The organism is Paraburkholderia heleia NBRC 101817 (assembly GCF_000739775.1).
GTDB classification, from domain to species: domain Bacteria; phylum Pseudomonadota; class Gammaproteobacteria; order Burkholderiales; family Burkholderiaceae; genus Paraburkholderia; species Paraburkholderia heleia.
Map to the genome: position 1 here is coordinate 72,583 of NZ_BBJH01000009.1, position 21,325 is coordinate 93,907.

18 protein-coding genes are annotated in these 21,325 nt (G+C 63.4%); 8 read left to right on the forward strand and 10 right to left on the reverse strand.

What is annotated here, in order from left to right; translation table 11 throughout:
• The first annotated feature begins 303 nt into the window (after positions 1-303).
• The 5 genes from BHE01S_RS10290 (at position 304) to BHE01S_RS10310 (ending at position 6,343) form a co-directional block, all read left to right on the forward strand.
• Entirely contained in the window at positions 304-618 is a 315-nt protein-coding gene (locus tag BHE01S_RS10290; protein ID WP_042263437.1) for a hypothetical protein, read from the forward strand.
• Positions 619-989: 371 nt separating this feature from the next.
• Entirely contained in the window at positions 990-1,757 is a 768-nt protein-coding gene (locus BHE01S_RS10295) for a coniferyl-alcohol dehydrogenase (RefSeq protein WP_042263681.1), read from the forward strand.
• A gap of 31 nt (positions 1,758-1,788) precedes the next feature.
• Entirely contained in the window at positions 1,789-3,261 is a 1,473-nt protein-coding gene (locus BHE01S_RS10300; protein WP_042263439.1) for a benzaldehyde dehydrogenase, read from the forward strand.
• 69 nt (positions 3,262-3,330) lie between these two features.
• Positions 3,331-4,164: a p-hydroxycinnamoyl CoA hydratase/lyase gene (locus BHE01S_RS10305; protein ID WP_042263441.1), complete on the forward strand. Its 834-nt coding sequence runs from the start codon at positions 3,331-3,333 to the stop codon at positions 4,162-4,164.
• A 19-nt stretch (positions 4,165-4,183) separates the two neighbouring features.
• Positions 4,184-6,343 (forward strand): acetate--CoA ligase family protein, encoded by a 2,160-nt coding sequence (locus BHE01S_RS10310; RefSeq protein WP_042263444.1) that lies wholly within the window; start codon positions 4,184-4,186, stop codon positions 6,341-6,343.
• A gap of 53 nt (positions 6,344-6,396) precedes the next feature.
• Here the strand turns inward: BHE01S_RS10310 and BHE01S_RS10315 are convergent, their stop codons facing one another.
• Complete coding sequence (locus tag BHE01S_RS10315; RefSeq protein ID WP_042263446.1) at positions 6,397-6,870, reverse strand: MarR family winged helix-turn-helix transcriptional regulator; 474 nt, start codon at positions 6,868-6,870, stop codon at positions 6,397-6,399.
• Between the two features lie 348 nt (positions 6,871-7,218).
• On the opposite strand from BHE01S_RS10315, the gene BHE01S_RS10320 reads away from it, so the two are divergent.
• On the forward strand, positions 7,219-8,505 hold the full coding sequence (locus BHE01S_RS10320; protein ID WP_042263448.1) for an MFS transporter: 1,287 nt from the start codon (positions 7,219-7,221) through the stop codon (positions 8,503-8,505).
• 97 nt (positions 8,506-8,602) lie between these two features.
• Complete coding sequence (locus BHE01S_RS10325) at positions 8,603-9,682, forward strand: porin (protein ID WP_042263449.1); 1,080 nt, start codon at positions 8,603-8,605, stop codon at positions 9,680-9,682.
• Between the two features lie 182 nt (positions 9,683-9,864).
• Here the strand turns inward: BHE01S_RS10325 and BHE01S_RS10330 are convergent, their stop codons facing one another.
• The 7 genes from BHE01S_RS10330 to BHE01S_RS10360 form a co-directional block, all read right to left on the reverse strand.
• Positions 9,865-10,845, reverse strand: coding sequence for an ABC transporter permease (locus tag BHE01S_RS10330; protein WP_042263451.1), 981 nt, complete (start codon positions 10,843-10,845; stop codon positions 9,865-9,867).
• Positions 10,842-12,380, reverse strand: coding sequence for a sugar ABC transporter ATP-binding protein (locus BHE01S_RS10335; protein WP_042263453.1), 1,539 nt, complete (start codon positions 12,378-12,380; stop codon positions 10,842-10,844). Before BHE01S_RS10335 ends, BHE01S_RS10330 begins: the two co-directional genes overlap by 4 nt.
• Positions 12,381-12,426: 46 nt before the next feature.
• Entirely contained in the window at positions 12,427-13,431 is a 1,005-nt protein-coding gene (locus BHE01S_RS10340) for a substrate-binding domain-containing protein (protein WP_042263455.1), read from the reverse strand.
• A 105-nt stretch (positions 13,432-13,536) separates the two neighbouring features.
• Positions 13,537-14,340 (reverse strand): FadR/GntR family transcriptional regulator, encoded by an 804-nt coding sequence (locus BHE01S_RS10345; protein ID WP_084068726.1) that lies wholly within the window; start codon positions 14,338-14,340, stop codon positions 13,537-13,539.
• Positions 14,337-15,242: an aldose 1-epimerase gene (locus BHE01S_RS10350; RefSeq protein ID WP_042263460.1), complete on the reverse strand. Its 906-nt coding sequence runs from the start codon at positions 15,240-15,242 to the stop codon at positions 14,337-14,339. The genes BHE01S_RS10345 and BHE01S_RS10350 overlap by 4 nt, the downstream gene beginning before the upstream one ends.
• A gap of 38 nt (positions 15,243-15,280) precedes the next feature.
• Positions 15,281-16,336, reverse strand: a complete 1,056-nt coding sequence (locus BHE01S_RS10355) for a zinc-dependent alcohol dehydrogenase family protein (RefSeq protein WP_042263461.1) — start codon at positions 16,334-16,336, stop codon at positions 15,281-15,283.
• 369 nt (positions 16,337-16,705) lie between these two features.
• A complete protein-coding gene (locus BHE01S_RS10360; RefSeq protein WP_042263464.1) occupies positions 16,706-17,047 on the reverse strand; it encodes a BON domain-containing protein in 342 nt (113 codons plus the stop codon).
• A gap of 497 nt (positions 17,048-17,544) precedes the next feature.
• Between BHE01S_RS10360 and BHE01S_RS10365 the strand changes: the two genes are divergently transcribed.
• A complete protein-coding gene (locus tag BHE01S_RS10365; RefSeq protein WP_245639697.1) occupies positions 17,545-19,011 on the forward strand; it encodes a metal-dependent hydrolase family protein in 1,467 nt (488 codons plus the stop codon).
• A gap of 307 nt (positions 19,012-19,318) precedes the next feature.
• Here BHE01S_RS10365 and BHE01S_RS10370 read toward each other — a convergent pair whose 3' ends face one another.
• Positions 19,319-20,797, reverse strand: a complete 1,479-nt coding sequence (locus tag BHE01S_RS10370; RefSeq protein WP_042263466.1) for a YncE family protein — start codon at positions 20,795-20,797, stop codon at positions 19,319-19,321.
• Positions 20,797-21,300, reverse strand: a complete 504-nt coding sequence (locus tag BHE01S_RS10375; protein ID WP_084068727.1) for a DUF305 domain-containing protein — start codon at positions 21,298-21,300, stop codon at positions 20,797-20,799. The genes BHE01S_RS10370 and BHE01S_RS10375 overlap by 1 nt, the downstream gene beginning before the upstream one ends.
• Between the last annotated feature and the right edge of the window lie 25 nt (positions 21,301-21,325).

Below are 21,325 nucleotides of genomic sequence, written 5' to 3' on the forward strand. Positions count from 1 at the left end.
ATGCGTATATGCAAATTGCAGAAAACCGGGATGCGGGTCTGGAGACACCAGGTAAATCTGTTGTGCATGACCGGACCCGTGGCCGTGTGCGTCGTGACGCCGGTCCAGCCGGCTTCGAACGCAAGATGCGAAGACAGCAGCCGGAAAAAGCCGTTCTCGACTTCGCCAATGCCGATTTGATTCGCGAGCGCGTAGAGGTCGAGCAGCAGCACGCTCAGGTCGCGCTCAGGCGTGCCGTCGGGCGCGAACGGGCCTTCGAAATCGGCGCTGCGTGCGGGAGGCGTCGCCTTCGCGTAGCTGTCGATGGCAATCGCCGCGGGCATGCGCGGAACGTCGCCCGGTGCGTTGCGCCGGTCTGCGATGCATTATCTCGGCGTCAGCATTCCCACCGGCGACCTGCACGCGCTCGCCATCGCTGTGCCAGGAGAGAAGGCGGTGACACTGCTCGAGCACAACGTGGTGCCTGTGCCGACCGACGAGGGCGAACGTGTGGGCGCCGAACTTTCCCGTTTCCTGGACGCATTTCAGAGGCAACCCGCAGCGTTCACGAATCCCGCCGCGAGCAAGCGGTTTCGGGATGAAATTCCTGGCATGCTGCTGGAACTGTTTAATCCCTGAGACGCTGACAAGCGCGACGTCACGCACGCGACATACACGGAAATCGTGAAGCGCAGCGAGCGCGACCGCCCCACGCCTGCGCGTCTCCATTCGCTGACCCGCATGTTGTCCATGACGGGGCAGGATATGAACCCGCAGGCCAGCCACTGCCTCTCGCAAAGCTGTGCCGACCTCACGACACCTCGCATGCCGCGGCAGTCCGCTTTCACGGGCAAAACTGAAACGCATGCCATCCCACGCAGGAGCCAGGTTTTTCGATCGTCTCCTCCTGCATCTTCGGCTCGCCACGGGTCAAAAAAATAGTTATGCAATGTAATGATTATGGTGTAAAACTATGCATGGCGTCCGACCATAACAAAGGAGACAAGTGCATGAACCTGTACGGAAAAACCCTGATCGTCACCGGCGTGGCGTCCGGTATTGGCGCCGAGACTGCCCGGCTCGCAAGGTATCACGGTGCGCGCGTAATCGGCATCGACCGGCAGCCCGTCAACATGACACTCGATGCGTTTCACCAGGCCGATCTTGGCGATCCATCCTCCATCGATGCACTTGTCGCCCAGTTGCCCACCCGCATCGACTCGCTGGCCAATATCGCGGGCGTACCAGGCACGGCACCCGTGGATACCGTTGCTCGCGTCAACTATCTAGGTCTGCGCTATCTCAGCGAAGCGTTGCTCCCGCGCATCGCATCGGGCGGCAGCGTCATCAATGTCACATCGATTCTCGGCGCAGAGTGGCCGCAGCGACTGGCCGTACATCGGGAATTGGCGGAGACCGCTGGTTTCGATGGCGGATCTCAATGGCTAAGTGCGCATCCCGTGCCCCAGGCCACCTGCTATCAGTATTTCAAGGAAGCGCTGATCGTCTGGAGCGCACGCCGTTCGCAGGACTGGTTCGCGCGGCACTCGGTGCGTGTCAACAGCGTGGCGCCCGGTCCGGTCTTTACGCCAATTCTCGGCGATTTCGTCACGATGCTCGGGCCGGAGCGCGTTGAGGCCGATGCCGGGAAGATGAAGCGTCCCGCCTACGCCGACGAGGTCGCCGAAGCCATCGTGTTTCTGGCATCCGATTCCGCGCGCTGGATCAACGGCGTCAATCTGCCCGTCGACGGCGGCCTGGCCGCCACAGCGATCTAACCACGTCCAGTTACATCGGGAGACATCTGTCATGAGCAATCCAACCGCTTTTACCATGGCCTGTGCCGACACGTGGCAGGGCAAGATCTTCAATGGCGACTGGGTGAGCGTGCCCGGCGCGATTGAAGTCGTCGAGCCGGCTTCCGGCCGGCCGCTGCATCGGGTCGGCAAGGCCACGCCGGAGGAGGTGACGGTCGCCGTGCGTGCAGCGCGCGCGGCACAGCGTGCGTGGGCTGCAACGCCACCGCGCGATCGCGCCGCGGTATTTCATCGTGCCGCAGCGCTGCTGCAGGAGCAGGCGCCGGCCGCCGCCGCCCTGATTGCCCGGGAGACCGGTGGCATCCTGGCCAAGGGCGAGCATGAGGTACGCGAAGCCATCGTGCTGTTGCAGCGCGCTGCAGCGATGCCGCTGGAAGCCAATGGCCGGGTGCTGCCAAGCGCGCCGGGGCGACTGAGCCTCGCGCGTCAACTGCCGCTGGGCGTGATCGGCGTGATTTCGCCGTTCAATTTCCCACTGGTGTTGTCACTGCGCTCAGTCGCGCCGGCGCTCGCGGTTGGCAACGCCGTGATTCTCAAGCCGGACCCGCGTACACCCTACGCAGGCGGCTTCGTGATCGCCGAAGTGCTAGCCGCCGCGGGCCTGCCCAAGGGTCTGCTGCATGTGCTGCCCGGGGGCGCGGACGTCGGGCAGGCGCTGGTCGAGGCCCCCGGCGTGCCGATGCTTGCGTTCACCGGATCGACGGGCGCTGGCCGCAAGATCGGCGAACTGGCCGGCCGGCACCTGAAGAAGGTGTCGCTCGAACTGGGCGGCAAGAATTCATTGATCGTCCTCGATGACGCCGATCTGGACAAGGCCGCTTCGGCGATCGCCTTTGGCGCCTGGTTCCACCAGGGGCAGATCTGCATGGCGACGGGACGCGTGCTGGCGCATCGCAGCATCGCCGGCGAACTGACCAAGCGTCTGGCCGGGAAGGCACGCCACCTGCCGGTGGGCGATCCCGCCGCCGCGCAGGTTGCGCTCGGGCCGATCATCGATCAGCGTCAGTTGCAGAACGTCGTCGATATCGTCGGCGCGTCGGTGGCGGCCGGTGCGGTGGTCGAGGCCGGCGGCACGCATGAAGGTCTTTTCTATGCGCCGACGGTGCTGTCCGGTGTCAGGCCGGGTATGCGCGCCTTCGACGAAGAGATTTTCGGGCCGGTCGCCAGCGTGATTCCGTTCGACACTGACGACGAGGCAGTGGATCTGGCCAACCGCACCGAATATGGTCTGTCGGCAGGCGTGATTTCGGCGTCGGTCGGGCGCGCCATGGCAATCGGCGAGCGCTTGCATACAGGACTGCTGCATATCAACGACCAGACCGTTGCCGACGAGGTCATCAATCCGTTCGGCGGAACGGGGGCCTCGGGCAATGGCACCAGCGTGGGCGGTCCCGCCGACTGGGAGCAGTACACGCACTGGCAATGGGTGACGGTCAAGGACGCCGTCCCGCAGTATCCGTTCTAGGCGGCAACGGGGCGCCCGTGTTGAGGCGGGCACGGGGCAATTTTTTCACTATCGATCAAGGTGCAGGCAATGAGCAGTCAGGCAGAGGAACAAACGGTCGTTTTCAGCATCGAGGACGGCGTGGCATGGGTGAAGTTCAACCGGCCGGAAAAGCGCAACGCAATGAGTCCGGCGCTGAACCGGCGCATGATGCAGGTGCTCGACGAGCTGGAATTCCATCCGGACGTGGGCGTGCTTGTGCTGACCGGTGAAGGCACCGCGTGGACGGCCGGCATGGATCTCCAGGAATACTTCCGCGATACGGAGGCCCACGGTCTGGCCGGGACACGCAAGGCCCAGCGCGAGAGCTACGGCTGGTGGCGACGCCTGCGCTGGTACCAGAAACCCACCATTGCCATGATCAACGGCTGGTGTTTCGGTGGCGGATACGGTCCGCTGTTCGCTTGCGATCTCGCGTTCTGCGCCGAGGAAGCCCGATTTGGTCTTTCGGAAATCAACTGGGGCATCCTGCCGGGCGGCGGCGCATCGAAGGTCGCGGCCGAGCTGCTTTCGTTCCGGCGCGCGATGTATCACGCGATGCTGGGCGAGAACATCGACGGCCGCAAGGCCGAAGAATGGGGCCTCGTGAACGAGGCTGTCCCCGCTGCGCAACTGCGCACGCGCGTTGTGGAAGTCGCGCAGGCGCTGCTGAAGAAGAATCCGGTCGCCCTGAAGGCGACCAAGGATGCGATCCGACGCGTGCGCGAGATGACCTATGACAACGCCGAGGATTTTCTTGTGCGAGCTCAGGAAGCTGCCAATAGCTACGACGACGGGCGCAAGGAGGGGCTCAAACAGTTCCTTGACGACAAGACCTACAAGCCCGGCCTTGGCACTTACGACCTGACGCGACAGCGCGTCTGAGCGCAGGAGACCTGTTGACATGGACATGATCCAGTCTGGAGTTCGGCCCGCCGCGACTGGGCAGGCCGTGGCGCGTCTGCTGCGGCCGTCGTCGATTGCCATCGTCGGGGCTTCGCCGACGCCGGGTGCACTCGGCGCATCGGTGCTGGCCAATCTCGAGCGCAACGACTACCGGGGCCAGATTTATCTGGTCAATCCGAAGCGCGACGAGATCAACGGCCGGCCGTGCGTGAACTCGATCGGGCAGCTGCCGGACGGCGTCGACGTAGCCGTGCTGGCGATCCCGCAGGCGGCGGTGCTGGATGCGGTGCGCCAGCTTGCCGTGCGCAAGGTGGGCGCCGTGGTGATCTTCTCGGCGGGCTTCGCCGAGGCGGGTGCGCAGGGAATCGCGCAGCAGCAGGAGATCGCGAGGATTGCCAGGGAAACCGGCATGCTCGTGGAGGGGCCCAACTGCCTCGGTTGCATCAACTATCTGGAGCGTGTGCCGCTGACGTTTATCGAAACGGCCGTGAGTGTGGAGCAGGCGAGCCGCAATCGCAGCCGGCCCGCGATCGGGATTCTCTCCCAGAGCGGCGCCATGATGGCGGTGCTCAATACGACGCTGGCGAGCCGCGAGCTACCGTTGTCCTATGCGGTTTCGACCGGTAACGAGGCGGCGAGCCATCTCGAGGACTACCTGCAGTTCCTGCTGGATGATCCCGGCACTCGCGTCGTCGCGATGATTGCCGAGCAGTTCCGGCAGCCGGCTCGACTGCTGGAGATCGCACGCAACGCCCGCCGGGCCGGCAAGTTGCTGGTGCTGCTGCATCCCGGCAGGAGCGCCGCGGCGCGCGCGTCGGCCGCGACGCATACGGGTGCGATGGCCGGCGACCACTCGCTCATGCGCATCAAGGTCGAACGTGCAGGCGTCGTGATCGCGCAGACGCTCGAAGAACTCGGCGATATTGCGGAAATCGGCCTGCGTTGCGCGCACCTGCCATCACGCGGCACGGCGATTGTCGGCGAATCGGGCGCATTCAAGGCCCTGTGCCTCGACATCTGCGAAAGGCTTGGCCTCGAGCTGCCGCCGCTGAGCGACGACGATGCACCCGCCCTGCGCGCTGCGATGCCGGCGTTCGTCGCGGTCAGCAATCCGCTCGATCTGACCGCGCAGGGCCTGGTGGATCCCGAGCTCTACTACCGCACGCTCTCGGCACTGTTCGACGATGCCCGGTTTTCTGCGATCGTGGTCGGCCTGATCCAGACCGATCCCGTCACCTGTGCGATCAAGATGCCGCCCGTATTGCGCGCGGTGCGTGAACTGCGTCCGGCCAAGCCCGTGATCTGCGCCGGTCTGGACGAAGGCGCAGCGGTGCCGGCCGAATACGTCGAACAGATGCGCGAGCTGGGCATCCCGTACTTCCCGGCCACGGAACGCGCGTTGCGCGCTGTGGCGCGTCTCGTCGAACTCGGAGGGCGGGATTTCACCGCGGCAGATGCGGAGCCGGTGGAGATTCGCCTGCCTGCGTGCGGGGGCGTTGTCCCTGAATACCGTGCGAAAGAGATGCTCGCGCCGCTGGGTATCCCGTTCGCGCGCGGCGCAATCGCTGCTGACATCGACGACGCGATCGCGATTGCAGAGCGGGTGGGTTACCCGGTCGCCCTCAAGGTGCAGTCGGGCGATATCAGCCACAAGAGCGACATCGGTGGCGTGATGCTCGGCGTTGATGGCCCGCAGGCATTGAGGACGGCGTGGATGCAGTTGGGCAGCAACGTGAAGCGCCACGTGCCGGCGGCCGTGGTCGATGGCGTGCTGGTCGAGGCAATGGGCGAACGCGGCCTTGAGATGATCGTCGGTGCGCGCAACGATCCGCAGTGGGGTCCCGTGATTCTGGTCGGTTTCGGTGGCGTGGCAGCCGAGATCATGCACGACGTTCGCCTGTTGCCGCACGACCTGCCGAGGGACGCCGTGATACGCGAGATCGGCCTGCTCAAGGGGGCTGCGTTGCTGCACGGTTTTCGCGGTGAGCCTGCACGGGACGTCGGCGCACTCGCAGATATCGTCGTGTGTCTGGGCGTGTTGCTGCAGTCCGAGCCGGCCATCCGCGAGATCGACCTGAATCCGGTGGTCGTCTATCCGAACGGACGTGGCGCGCTCGCGCTCGATGCGCTGATGCTGGTCGAATCCGCGTCGTACTGAGCGTTCTCGATCGGGCCGGGGCGCAGTCGAAGCCCCGGTCAGTTGCCCGCCATCTAGCTGGCGAAAATTTTTGCCAGGAGTGTTTTGAGCTGCTCGCGTCCGGCGCCGGAAAGCATGTGCACGGCAACCTCGTCCGCTTTCTGGGCGGACTTGAGTGCCTGGCTATGCAGGCGCGTGCCCTGTGGAGTCAACGAGACATGCTGAATGCGTCTGTCGTCGACGCTGCGCTGTCGTGTCAGCAGACCGCGCGATTCGAGCCGGTCCAGCAACGTGGCCAGGTTGGGCGGTGCGATGGCCAGCGCGTCGGCGAGTGCCTTCTGGTTGATACCCGGGTTGTGGCGCAACGTCGACAGTACCGCGAAATCGGCCTGCCGCAGCTCGAGCTTTTCCATCTGCGCGTCGAAGGTCGACTGGATGACGAGATAGGCGCGGCGGATGTTGTAGCCGAGAAGATCGAGCAATTCTGACTGGTCGACCTGATCCGCGAGATCGTCGGCGGGGTTACTGGAAACGGATTTGGTCGACATGGCAATGGGCCAATTCTGTGTGGCGGGCGCTTTGGATCATAGCACGTCGATCGGCGGTATTTTCAGGCGGAATTCCTCGCGAAGCCGGTCGCCAGCACGCTCTCCAGGGCGTGGCGCAAGCGAGGCTGGCCAAGAGTGGGATGGCGCTTTCTGTCGTCAACGCCTGCTTATCCGGTCGTTACCGCGCCTTAAGGCATCCGTTCGTCCCGCTCCCCACGGCTGCTACCGGGTTCTGCCGATTCATCGTTTTCCCCTAAAGCCGGATTGTTGCATTTTTTGAGAAACAACTTATTATGAATAATAAATATATCGCATAAGCAATCTGGGACACATCAACAGGAGACACGCATGCATGCTCATTTGCCCAACGATTCGAGTCATCGTCTGGAACATGATTCGGTATACGAAATAAAAACACTGGTCCTGCTCGGGCTCGGCTTCGGTCTGGTGGGCCTCGACCGCTGGATCGTCGCGCCGCTGTTCCCGCACATGATGCACGACCTCAATCTCAACTTTCAGCAGCTCGGTAGCCTGATCGGCATTCTGAGCGTTGCCTGGGGCGTTTGGGCGATCGCAATGGGGTCGGTGGCCGACCGGATCGGCCGCAAGAAGATTCTGATCGTCTCCATGGTCGCTTTCTCGCTGCTGTCGAGTTTGTCGGGCCTCGCTTCCGGGTTTGCGAGCCTGATGCTGATCCGTGCGGTGATGGGCGTGGCCGAGGGGGCGTTTACTCCTGCGAGTGTCGCTGCCACAGGCGAGGCGTCCCTGCCTTCACGGCGCGGCTTCAACCAGGGCCTCCAGTTGAGCATGTTCTCGCTGCTCGGTCTGGGCTTTGCGCCAATTCTGGCCACGCAGTTGCTGCGCGTCGTGCCGTCGTGGCACTGGGTGTTCATGATTTCGGCTGTCCCGGGTCTGATCGTCGCCGTCCTGATCTCGCGCACGCTGCGCGACAAGCCGAAGAGCGAGCTGCCGGGCCTTGCATCGGCCCAGGACCGACCGCGCTGGAGCGGGCTCTTCGGCAGCCGCAACGTCTGGCTGGCGACGCTGGCGATCCTGTGCGCGATGACCGGCATTTTCGTGGTCAGCGCGATGGTGCCGACTTATCTCGTCGAGGTGCTGCATCTCGATACGCAGCAGATGGGATTCGTCGTCTCGGCGATCGGCTTTGGCGGCTTTGTGGGCTCGTTCGGCGTGGCCGGCATATCGGATTTCATCGGGCGGCGTAACGCGGCACTGATCGCGTTTGTCGGTGCGGCGGTCTTTTTGTATCTGTTCGCCCGGACGGGTGCGAATCAGCTGGCGCTGTTCGGTCTGTTGTTCGGCGTCTCGGTTTTCGCACTGGGGCTGCTCGGGCTGCTGAGTGGACCGATTGCGACTGAGGCGGCTCCCGCGGGTCTTGTTGCATCGTCCATCGGCTTCGTGTCGGGTGCCGGCGAAATCTTCGGCGGTGGTCTGGCGCCGGCCATCGCGGGCTTCGTCGCGCAGCATTTCGGCTTGCCGTCCACCCTGACTTTCGCGTTCGGCGGGCTCGTCGCGGGCGCCGTGGTGTCGTTGTTTCTCGCCGAGACTTCGCCGCGCCGGCGCGGCAGCGCGACACCGCTAGACGCGCCTGGCGTACCGGGAGACGCCGTATAAGGCACCTGCCTGACCGGATTCATTCAGCTGGAACACACAGGCGGCGTTGATGTGACGTGAAGCCTGGAATAGATCAAACAAGGAACGGAGATCGTCGATGGAAATGAAAACCTTCTGTTTTGCCGCGAGCCTGCTGTTCGCGTGCCACGCCAACGCACAAGGCAGCGTCACGTTGACAGGCCTGCTGGATGGGGGCGTGTCCTACGTCAGCAATGAAGGTGGCAGCCACGTCGTCAAGTTCGACGACGGCATTGCCGTGCCAAACCTGTTGCGATTTCTCGGCAAGGAGGACCTCGGAGGCGGTACGCGCGCGATCTTCGATCTCACGAGCCAGTTCGAACTGGGTTCGGGTACGTTCATGCCCGGCGGCAGCCTGTTCACCCGCAACGCGTTTGTCGGTCTGGACGACGATCACTTCGGCAAGCTGACCTTCGGCAACCAGTACGATTTCCTCATCGATTCGCTGTTCTTCGGTCTGGACGATGGCGCGATCTATGCGCAGGGCGTCTACGATTTCCGTAACGGACCATTTGCGAAACTCGCGCTGCCGAACAATCCGACCGGCGCGTTCGACTGGGATGGCATGGCGGGATCCAGACCCATCCATAGCTCGGTCAAGTATGCGAGCCCGAGCTTCGGTGGCTTCTCCGCCGGCGCGATGTACGGCTTCGGTGGCGTGGCGGGATCGTTCGGCTCGGAGAGCGGGATGAGTTTCGGTCTTAACTACGTCCACGGCGCTTTCGGTGCCAATGCGGCTTATACGCAAACGAAGACGGCGGTCGCCGGTGTACAGGATAGCGTGCGCAACTGGGGCTTTGGCGCTCACTACGGCTTCGGCCCGGTGACAGTAACAGGGCTTTACACCGCCGTGCGCAATGAGTTGAACGGCGCGGCAGTCTGGCAGGCGGAGCTGGGCGGTCTGTGGCAAATCGCGCCGGAGTGGGCATTGAGTGGTACGTATATGTACATGAAGGGCAACAAGGTCGTCGACAACAACCACGCCCACCAGCTCAGCGCGATGCTGTCGTACTTTCTCTCGAAGCGAACCAGCGTGTATGTCGCCAGCGTCTATCAGCGTACGAACGAGGGGGCGATGGCGCAGATCAACGACGTGATGGTGGCGTCGAGCGGCCCTTCGCAGTTCATCGGGCGGATTGGCTTGCAGACGCGGTTTTGATCCATGCCATGCGGGAGATTGCGTCGCCATGAATGGACGTTTCTCCCGCTGAGCCGTTCAATCCGCTGCGTCTGGCACCCGATGTGCGGGAGTGGCTTGCCGCGATGGCCGGCTCTATCGCGATGCGTTGCCGGCGGCGGGGGCCCGAATCTGCGACGCGGCCAGAACGATGGCACGCCGGTTTAGCGGCTGCCCCGTTTGCCGAGGCCAATGTTCATCAGCACCGCAATCACGATGATGAATCCGCGCACGACTTGCTGGAAGAACGGATTCACGCCCATCAGCACGAGGCCGTTGCCGATCAGCGTGATGACGAGCACGCCGAGCAGGGTGCCTGTCATCGACCCGCGGCCGCCGGAGAGCGACGTGCCGCCCACCACGACGGCGGCGATCACGTCGAATTCCAGACCGGAGGCCGCGCCCGCGTTGCCGGAGCCGAGCCGCGCGGTCAGCAGGAGGCCCGAAATGCCGGCAAGCACGCCCGCGACGGCGAAGAGGGTCATGCGAATGCGCTTTACGTCGATGCCGCACAAAGAGGCGGCATGGGCGTTGCCGCCGATCGCAAAGGTCGAACGCCCGTAGGCCGTTTTGCGGCTCACGAACAGGAAGACGAAGAACAGCACCAGCATGACGAGCGCGGAGCAGGGCACGCCAAGCACGTTGTCGCCGAGACGATCGAGGAAGTCGCTCTCGTCGAAGGTTATGGGCAGCGCGTTGCTCATGAAGAGCGCGAGTCCGCGCAGCGCGCTCCACAGACCGAGCGTTGCAATGAACGACGGCACGTTGAAAAGCGCGCGCAGCGCGCCTGCAACCGAACCGAGCGCCGCACCGAGGATCAGCGCGAGGCCGGCAGCTGCCGCGAGCGGCACCTGAAAGCGCAGCAGATACGCGAAGATCACGGAGAGGAACGCGACCATCGGGCCGACGCTCACGTCGATCTCACCCGCAATGATGATCATCGTCGCGCCCCATGCGGCAATGCCGATGGTGGACGCATCCCGCAGGATGTTCATCTGGTTTTCGAACGAGAGAAAGCCGTGCGCCATCGCGCCAAAAAGAATATAGAGCAGCATGATCACGCCTAGCAGGCCGATCTCGTTCAAATGCTGGCTGAAACGAAAATTCGGGCGCGCTTGCGCGGCGCTCACGGCAGACAGGTTCATCGTTGATCTCCTGTTGATGCTTCGAACAGGCAGGCCGACATCAGTGCCTGGGTGGTGATGGCGGGGGCGGCAAGCTCCTCGGCGATGCGGCCGTCGCGGATCACGGCGACGCGGTCGCAAACCAGCGGCAGTTCCTCGAGCTCGCTCGAGACGAAAATCACGCTGTTGCCTTCGGCGGCGAGCGCACGCATGATCGTATAGATCTGCTGCTTCGCGTCGACGTCCACGCCGCGCGTGGGTTCGTCGAGCAAGAGGATCTGCGCGCGCGCGTGAACCCAGCGGCCGATCACCGCTTTTTGCTGATTGCCGCCGGAAAGCGTGCTGATCGGTATCGCGGGCGTGCCGGCCTTGATGCCCATGCTGCGGATGACCGCCGCGGCGGCGTCGTGAATGCGCGCCGCCGAGAGCATGCCGGCGCGCGACACCTTGCGCGGGTTAGTCAGCACGATGTTCTCGTCCACGCCCAGTTGCGGAAAAATGCCCTGTTCCTTGCGGCTTTCCGGCGTGAAGCCGAGCCCGTTCTCGAGCAACTGGCGATAGTGCCAGCGCGTGTGCCGTTCGCCGCGGAAAACGAGTTCGCCGCCGCGCACCGGGTCGAGCCCGGCGATGGCGCGTACGAGTTCGCTGCGCCCCGAGCCAAGGAGCCCTGCGATGCCAAGGACTTCGCCGCGCCTGAGTGTCAACCCGATATCGATGAGCTTCGGTGGCGCGCAAAGGCCGGTGACGGACAGCGCGACCTCGTCTCGCACGTGCGAGCGCAGCGCCGCCGGCGCTGCGGCCTGTCCGTGGCCGAGCATCAGCTCGACGATATCGGCGTCGCTCATCTCGGCGAGTCGATGCGTGGGCGAGGCGCGGCCGTCGCGCATGACGGTCGCCGTTTGCGCGACCTGGCGAATCTCTTTCATGCGGTGGCTCACGTAGATCACCGCAATGCCGGTCGCGCTCATTTGCTGGACGGCATCGAGCACGCGGCGCGCTTCACGGTCCGTAAGCGAACTGGTTGGCTCGTCGAGAATGACCAGCCTCGGATGGCCCATCAGCGCTCGCGCGATTTCGACGAGTTGCCGCTCCGCCGCCGTCAGCGTGACAACCCATTGGCGCGGGTCGACGCTTTCGAGCCCGACCCGTGCGAGGGCGGCCGACGCGCCTGCGCGCATGGCGTTGTAGTCGAGCACAGCGCCTTTGCGCGGCCATGCGCCGAGGTACAGGTTCTCCTCGATGCTCATGTCGGGGACGAGGCTCAGTTCCTGGTAGACGACCCTCACGCCCGCACCCGCGGCGTGCCGTGCGAGCATATCGGTGTTCTCCGGCACGCGCGCGCCGCCCAAAAGGACCGCGCCGGTATCGGGACGCTCCGCGCCGGCCAGCAGACGGATCAGCGTCGATTTGCCTGCGCCATTCTTGCCGAGCAGTGCGCGGACTTCGCCTGCATGAATCGCGAAGTCGACGTGGTCGAGCGCCAGCACGCCGCCATATCGCTTCACGGCGCCGCGAACCTCGGCCACGGCGCCATGATCGGTTGATCCTGTGTTCACGAATACGTCTCCGGTTTCGATCGTAACGATGGGGGCACAGCGGGAGTCAGGGCAGGCCGTCCGCGTGAGCCTTGCGCCAGGCGTTCGCGGCGGCGGGGCTCGTGTAGGCCGTGATCGTGGCCGGTATGATCTTCGACGCGGCCTTCTTGCCTTGCGCCGCACTCGTCGCCTCCGCGAAGGCGAGCTTGCCGACTTCGATACCCGACACATCGACAATGCCCTTGAGCACCGCGCCCGACGCCAGTTCGTTGGCGATGTCCGTCGTCATGTCGCAGCCGAACACGACCACCGAGCCCGCCCGCCCGGACTTCTCGACGGCCTTCGTGGCGCCCAGCGTCGCGCCGCCGGATTCGCCGACCAGCACGTTGATCGAAGGCTGCGCCGACAACATCGCTTGTGCGGTGGAAATGGCCTTGTCGAGGATCGTGCCTTCCTGGTTGGCGACGATCTGCGCGTCCGGGATGCGGTGCTTGAGCGCGTCTTCGAAGCCCTTGCGCCGCTGCACGCAGACTTCGAGGAATTCGCAGTTCAACACGCCAATGCGCGGATGGGCCACACCCGCCTTTTGCAGGTAATCGGCCGCGGCGTTGCCGAGCTTCTGACCAAACACGTAAGCGTCACCGACGACATACGCGTACACATACTGCTCGACGCCGCGCTGGTTGATGCAAGTGTTGTAGCAAACGACAGGAATGCCCGCGCGCGACGCCGCCCGGATCGCACGCACCGAGCCGTCGGCCGAGGTGGCCGAAACGACGATGGCCGAAACCCTGGTCGCGATCATCGAGTCGATGAACGAGCTTTCTTTCGAAAGATCGCCGCCCGAGTTGCTGTCAAGAACCCTCGCGCTCACGCCGCTCCCGGAGGCCGCTTTCTGGATACCGCTACGCACGCCGGCGTAGTAACCCTGCGAATCGAGATACAACACGCCGATCGTCACGTCTTTCGCCTCGGCACGCGAAATGGTACTTAGCGTGCCAAACAGTGCGAGGCCGATGAGCAAGCCTGCCCGTGCGATCCGTGCCAGATTCCAGCCTGCCTTTCCGCTCATTTTCGTCTCCTGGTGATTTGTAATCCTTAGTAATTGAAAAGGAGCGGCATTGTCTGGATACCGCCCTCTGGTGCGCAGCGAAACGTGCTGCGCGAGTTTGGCGAATCAGAGAGGCGTGGTGATCTCGGGGCGGGGTTGCCGCGTGAATGGCGACGGCTGCGTGCGGCGAGTTTCACCAAAGCGCATGTCGATATGCTCGCGGAAGAGATCGAGATGCTCGTTCATGGCTTCGCGGGCCGCCTGCGGATCGCTTCGGCCGATCGCGTGCAAAATCTTGACGTGCCCTTCCAGAGAGCGTTCGGGCGCTCCGACCAGCTCGGTTGTCAGCATGTAGCCGTCACGCACGACACGGTGAATCGGTGCGAGCATGTTGCGCAGGAGGTCGTTGGACGCAGCCTGCGCAATGGCTTCGTGGAATTCGAGGTCGAGCGCGGTGTAGCGCGCATGGTCTTCGAGATGCAGTCGCATCTGCTCGACGAGCGCCGTCATTCGCGCGAGGTTCGCCTCGCTGCGCCGTTGCGCCGCGAGCGTCGCGAGCTCGGCTTCCGCGAAATGCTGCACTTCCAGAATCTCGCTCAACATTTTCTGGCTGCGCGGCGAATTCACGTGCGCGAACAGCACGAGCGGATCGAGGTACTGCCAGTTTTCCGGAGGCTGCACGGTCATTCCCGAGCCATGGCGAACCTTGACGAGCCCGCAGTTCGCGACCAGCTTGACGGCGTCGCGAATCGTCACGCGGCTCACGTCGAACTGCTTTTCGAGCAGGGGCTCGGTTGGCAGCGAGGTGCCCGGCGCATGCACACCGTCGACGATCAACTGGGCGAGCTTTGCCGCAACGCGCTCGCTGAGCGTCGTGCGCGGGATGGAGTTGTCTCGAGGGGAAGGTGTCGTAGGGGAGGGCGTACTCATCTGCGTGCTCCAGCAGAAATCGATACCGCAAGACGCATCGTCAATGCCATTTGCGCGCCTGCGGCCAGCGTGACAAGGCCGCGTGGGTCAGGCGACGCGTGGCTGTCCGCTGCGTGCGTCATCGGTTCGAAACAGAAATAGTCGTGATGATAGTGCGGATCGAACGGCGTGTCGCTCACGAACACGAAGTAGTACGCGGCGCCGGGCGCCTCGATCGACAGATCGAGCCCGCGGCTGGGCCAGGCGATGTGCGCTGCGCCGTCCCAGCCGCCGAAGCCGTTGTTCACCCAGTGGCGCGGCAAGCGCGCGCCCCGGCGGAAGTCCAGCGCCTCGGGCACCGGCGCTTCGGCGCCGGGCAAGTACTGTTCGCGCTCGGTCCAGTATGACCTGGCGGGCGCCTGCAGGAGCGTGTCAGCTTCGAGCACGAAATAAGGATGCCAGCCGAGCCCGAACGGCAGCGCCGCACCACGATTCGTGACACAGAGCGTCATGGTGAGTGCGTTGCCGCTCAACTCGAAACGCTGCATGGCGCGATAGGCGTATGGTGTTGCCGGGTTGGCGGCGTGCTCGTAGACGAGCGTAGCCGATCGCTCATCGCTTTGTTCGAGGGCCCATTGATTCAGCCAGCCGTCGCCATGCAGGTAGTGCTCGTCCCAGGGCTGGTTGGGCGCAAGTGTGTACGGCTGACCCGCGCAGGTGAAGCTGTTGCCGCGCACCCGGTTGCCGAACGGCACGAGCGGAAAGCACGCCGAGCGCAGCGCCGGAACCGTTGCGTCGCGCGGCGCAGGACGCAGGATCGGCAGGCATGCCGCGCCGCGGCGCGCGTCGAGACGCAGCAAGGTGCCGCCGAGCGTCGATACCGTGACGTCGAGCCGTTCCGAGCAGAGGTCGATCAGGGCCATGGGAACTGTTCTTGCAGGTTCATGGAGCGCGTGGGCTGTCACGCGTCGAACGTGATGACGACCTTGCCGCAACGGCCGCTGGCCATCAGCGCATAAGCTTCGCCGGCACGTTCGAGCGGGAAGCGGTGTGAAATCATCGTGTGCGGCTTCAGTTTCCAGTCTTCGAGATCGTGACAGCACTTTTCCATGTTGGCGAGGCTCGTCACCCATGAGCCGAAAATGCGGCGTTGCCGGTGCATCAAATCCGCGCTCACCTCGAATTGAACATGTCCCGTTTCGCCCAGATAGACCACGCGGCCCCAGTCTCCCGAGCCTTGCAGCGATAGCAGGCGGCCGGCTGCGTTGCCCGAGCAGTCGAGCGCGACGTCGGCGCCGCCACGGGTGAGCTCGCGGACCTGCCCGAGGGCGTCGGGCCCCGCTGGAATCAGATGATCGACGAGGTTTAGCGCCCGCATCGCATCGAGGCGCTCCGCCTGTGTATCCACGCCGATGATGCGCTTCGCGCCGCGGCCTCTGGCGATCATCGCCGCGGCCATGCCGATCGGGCCGAGGCCGACCACGAGTACGGAGTCGCTGCCTGAAACCTCCGCGCGGGTGACGCCCTCGTAGGCGGTGCCGATGCCGCATGAGATAAACGCGCCGTCCTCGTACGTCAGGCTGTCCGGCAACGCAATCAGGTCGCGCTCCTCGGCCACCAGATACTCGGCGTGCCCGCCGTCACGCTGCCAGCCATAGGCAGCCTTGTGCCGTCCGGTGCACGAGATCTGATAGCCGCGTCGGCAATTCGCGCAAAAGCCGCAACCGGAGATGTGGTAGACGAGCACGCGCTCACCCGGCCGGAAGTGGCGGCACCCGATGCCGATGGCGACGATCTCCCCGCATGGCTCATGGCCGTTCACGACGCCTTGATAAAGCGGCTCGGGATGCGAAGCCGTGCCTCGATGCCCGTGATAGATGTAGTGCACATCGCTGCCGCAAATGCCCGACGCCCGCATCCTGATCAGGACCTGGCCGATGCCAGGTGTCGGCACCGGTACCTGGCGCATTTCGACCGTGTCGCTTCCGGGCAGATAAGCAGCCAACATGGTCTGCATTCGCGTCTTCTCCTGTCTCGTATCGGTGGTGCGGCGAGACACTGGGCTGCCGCCCGTGCCGGCGATCACCCCTGCCTTCTCATTGAGGGGCAGTCTAATACATAAGGTCAGAAAGTCATATGATGTCTTTTTCGTGGTTTACCCGATACCGGAATCAGCAGATCGATTGAAAGGGGCGCGCGAGGCGGCGCGTAAAGGTCTCCGACTGAGGGGGGCCTGCGAGAGGGCGTAAGAACGGCCGACCAGGATCGTCCCGATGGCCGGTGGATTAAAGGTCGCTGTGGGCGGGCGGAATGTCGGGGGCAAACGGCGAAGCCGCATCCTCATGCAACAGAACAACAGAAAGGGCGGCCCCGCCAAAGTCCAGGCTTACTGACCCGGTTCCTTGATGGTCAGTGCGTTCTTGACCGAGGTCACCCCGGCGACGCCCTGAGCGACTTGAGTGGCCTTGTCGACCTGCGAGGAATCCGGAACGGTGCCTTCCAGCGTCACCGCACCGCCGCGAGCGCGAATCACAATGTTTTCCGCCTTGACGTCCTTCGCGTGATCCAGCGCGGCACGCACCTTCTTCTCCAACGCGTGGTTGGCCTGCTTCGACGATTGCGACGTGGCCGGCGCAGTGCTCGTTTCGTTCCCCTGTGCCCATGCGCCGATCGAAACGGCGACGATCAATGCGCCGCCGGTTAGTTTGATTGCCTGAATAGCCTTCATTGACTTTCTCCTTTTTCAGCGTTGCGATTCATGCAGCAGCACGTTCAACCGAAGCAACCGCGGCCGTCCCAGGGTTGAAAGCGCCTGAAGCAATCAGGCAGGTCAGGTCGGTGCGAGGTTATCTTTCCGGAAGAGGATATTGGCAAAGGCCACGGTCTCCCGCTTATAGTAGAAGAGCTTGCCGACATCTCGCTGACGCGTGCCTCGATTCCCGCAGCGCTTCTCCCACGGCTCGAGTTCGTGTTCGATCCGTTGGGTCGGCCAGGGGGGCGGCCACCGATATCGTTCGGTAACCTTATCATATGATGGGCAGTGTCGGTCACTGTCAAGGCCGCCCATGAGATGTAAGTTTTCGTTGGTGCCGTGCGTGCATCCGCGCGGAAAATCAGCCACACTTTCAAACAAGTCTCGTTACCGGCCACCGGCTGTTTCGGTTGCTTGTTCAAAGGCCGCAAGCAACGCTTCTGTGCATGCTGTTCGACTCGAATGGGGGAGACATGGCTTCCGGAAAATACCGTGGCGTTGGCAGAACAAGCCAAATGTATTCGTGCTTCTGCAACAAGGCGCTTGCCCAGTATGCGAATCGCCGCATCGGCGCCGACCTCGCGCGACGAGGATTCCTGATCGGCATGGGGACGACCATGCTGAGTGCATTACTGCCGGAACTCGTTCAGGCACAGGGCTCGAGTCCCGCCGCCGCTGCGCCGCAGCCCGTCACGTTTACAAATTTCCGGCTGTTCGACGGCAAGTCGGCCGCCCTGCGCGATGGGATGTTTCTCGTCGTCGAAGGAAGTCGTATTTCACAGCTGGGGCAAGGCCAGCCACCCGCTGCCAGTGCGAACCGCACCATCGATTGCGGCGGCAAGGTGATCATGCCTGGGTTGATCGAGATGCACTGGCATGCCATGCTCGCTTCACTTCCGATCCAGACGATCTTGCAGGCCGACCTGGGCCTGGTGTATCTGGCTGCGAGTGCGGAAGCCCAGCGTACGTTGCTGCGTGGTTTCACGACGATACGCGATGTGGGCGGCCCGGCATTCGCGCTGAAACAGGCTATCGACGCAGGGATGATTCCTGGCCCGCGCATTTATCCGTCCGGTGCGATGATCACGACGACAGGTGGTCATGGCGATTTTCGCCCGCTCACGGACATCCCGCGTACGACGGGCGAAGTCAGTGCGCAGGAAAGGACCGGCGCGAATGCGATCGCCGATTCGGCCGACGAAGTGCGGTTGCGCGTGCGCGAGCAATTCCTGCAGGGCGCAACGCAGATCAAGCTCGTGGGAGCCGGCGGCGTATCCACGCCGCGCAGTCCACTCGACATGCTGACCTTCACGGAGCCCCAACTGCGCGCAGCCGTCGAAACGGCAGGCGACTGGGGAACCTATGTGGCCGTCCACGCGTATACGCCGGAAGCCGTGAAGCGAGCCGTGGCAGCAGGCGCGCAATGTATCGAACATGGTCATCTGATGGACGATCATGCAGCCGAGATCATGGCGAAGAACGGGACATGGTTAAGTACCCAGCCATTCGTGAACGAAGACGACGTCGGGCCGCTAGCGGGACCGATCCTCGACAAGTTCCGGGAAGTCATCGTGGGGACCAACAACATGTACAAACTCGCACGCAAGCACGGACTCAAGGTGGCGTTCGGGACCGACCTGATCTTCTCGCCGGCGGTGGCGGCACGCCAGGGTTTGATGATTGGAAATATGACACGCTGGTACAACGGCTCCGAAATTTTGCGGATGGTAACGGGGCGAAACGGGGAGTTGCTTGCGCTCTCCGGCGAGCGCAATCCCTATCCCGCCAAACTGGGTGTGCTGGAGCGGGGCGCGTGGGCCGATTTGCTGGTCGTCGACGGCAACCCGCTCGATAATGTGGCGCTGCTCGCCGATCCCGGCAAGAACCTGAAACTGATCATGAAGGATGGGCGCATCTATAAGGATGCCATGCAGACCTAGAGACCCGGCATCCGATACCCTCGTGATTCACGTTCTGCCGTAGCCGCGTCTGCATTGACTTCCGCCAGAGTCACCTGCATGGACCGGGTTTCGCATTGGAAGCGATTTTGCCTGACGCGGTCCTCGATCCACTCGACGGCCTGCCAGGCCGTCGCCGGTCGGCGCATGCCTGACCGCTTCTTGCTTCAGCGGCCCGCAAGGCACCCGGCGTGCTGTTGCCGGATGCGTCGTGCCTCGAGATAGCCGGGAGGCACTGGCAGCCACCACCCAACCGGTGGTGTTCTTGCGTCGCCCTTCTGTTAAACGCTCATAACGCCTGAATCTGAGCCACGGGGCCTGGTTTGCCTTCAACGAGAGGTGCGATCACCAGGTAGCGTCGTGCTCCCTTGGCTTGCGGATCGTTGACTGAGACTACCTGGCGAATCTGCCCGATCGCATTCACGATTGCCGAGCCAGCCGGGTTGGTCATGAAGTTTGCGAGGGCCTCGATCGCGCCACTGCCGTCGGGATTGTCCGCGAGGCCCAGAACATAAGGCTGCCTGGGCTTCAGACCGGTTACCGATGCCTGCAGGACCTGTAAGAGGCCCTGATCGAAGAGCGCCACGCTGGTCGGCGACTTCGCCGGCGCGCCCATTTCTGCGGCTGTGGAAATCATCTGGAGGTGAGCGGTGTTGCCCGCGACGCCGAGCGGCTGCAGATTCTGGGTACCGTCGCCGCTGGGTACTGCGTCGGGAACATACGTGACCGCTTGTGGCGCCTGACCGATAGCGACTTGCGCGATCACCTTGTTGGTCATCGTATCGATCGCGGCGAGCGCGTCGCCGTTTTCCAGGCCCACGTAGACACGCGAACCGTCGCCCGATGGCCAGACGCCGTGAGGCAGGCTGCCAACCGGGATCGTTGCCACCTGGGTATAGTCATCGGTTCTGAAAACCTTCACCTCGTTCAGGCCGCCGATTGTCACATATGCGAACATGCCATTCGCATTCTTGACGATATTTACGTGATTCGTGATCGGGCCCGTGTCGAGCGTCTTCAGCAGCCTGAACGGCGGCTTTGCTTCGAATACCTGCGTGCGTCCCACGTCCTTGAGCGTGAACCAGACCTGCTTTCCATCAGGCGTTGCGGCGATGTTCGGACAGAACGGGCTGTCCTGCTTGACCTTGCCGACGATCTGATGATCCGCGACCGACACCACGTCCGTCTCCGGATTGAACGAAGAGCAAACATAACCATATTTGCCGTCCGGCGAAAAGATCTGCATGCCTGGGCCGGCAGGCGTCATGATTCGCGTCTTCTCCTCGAACGTCGTGCCGTCAAGCACGGCCACATAGTTCTCGCCGCGGACCGTAACCCAGACTTCCTTGCCATCAGGTGTGAAGAACGCTTCGTGCGGCGAACGTCCGACATATGTCACATGCTTGATGGCATTCGTGGCCGTATCGATGAACGTGACAGAGTTCGATCCGATCGACACCACGGCGAGCGTCTTGTGATCGGGCGAGAAGCCCATTCCGTGGACGAGCACCTGGCCGCGATAGAGCGGGCTGAAGTTTCCCGGCGACGGATCTCCCAGGCGGATCACGCCAAGCAGCCGGTTGTCGGCAGGATCGGTCACGGAGACCGTGTTCGAAAATTGTTCGGCAGCGTACACGCGATCGTGGTGACTCACCGGCACGTCTGGAGCCGACTCGGAGCCGGGTGCCTGTCCGGCGAATGCGACGCTGGACAGTGCGAGGGCGATGGCGCCTGCGAGCGTGTCGAGCTGGAAAATACGACGTTTCATCACTTCTCCTCGGGGGGGGGCATCGTGTTGGAGTGCTGCATGTGCATAGGCATGGGCATTGAGTCGCCGGTGGGCACTGGGGCCTTCGTCGCTGGAACGGTGGGTGCTGCTCCCGTCTGATCGGGCGATGGTGCCGATGGCGGCAGCGTCTGGCCGAGCGCCAGGTGCATCGCAACGATTTCCTGCTGTTGCTCGACGATAATTTCCTGTGCGATACGGCGTAGCTGTTCATTTTTGCCGTAGCGCAGTTCCGCCTGCGCCATGTCGATGGCGCCTTGATGATGCGGCACCATCATGGCCACGAAGTCCTGGTCGACATCGCCGGTGGGATCGACGGTCATACCGTTCATCATCTTCGTCATGGCAACATCGTTCTGTTTCAAATAGGTCGCCTCCGGCTCGGCTACCGGACCCGCTGCGTGACCGATTTGGGGAAAACCCGCGAAAAACAGAAGTGCTGCAGCGCTTGCCGTGGTATGCGGCCAATACCGGAAGGAGCGCATCGGTTATCTCCTGATAGACATGTCT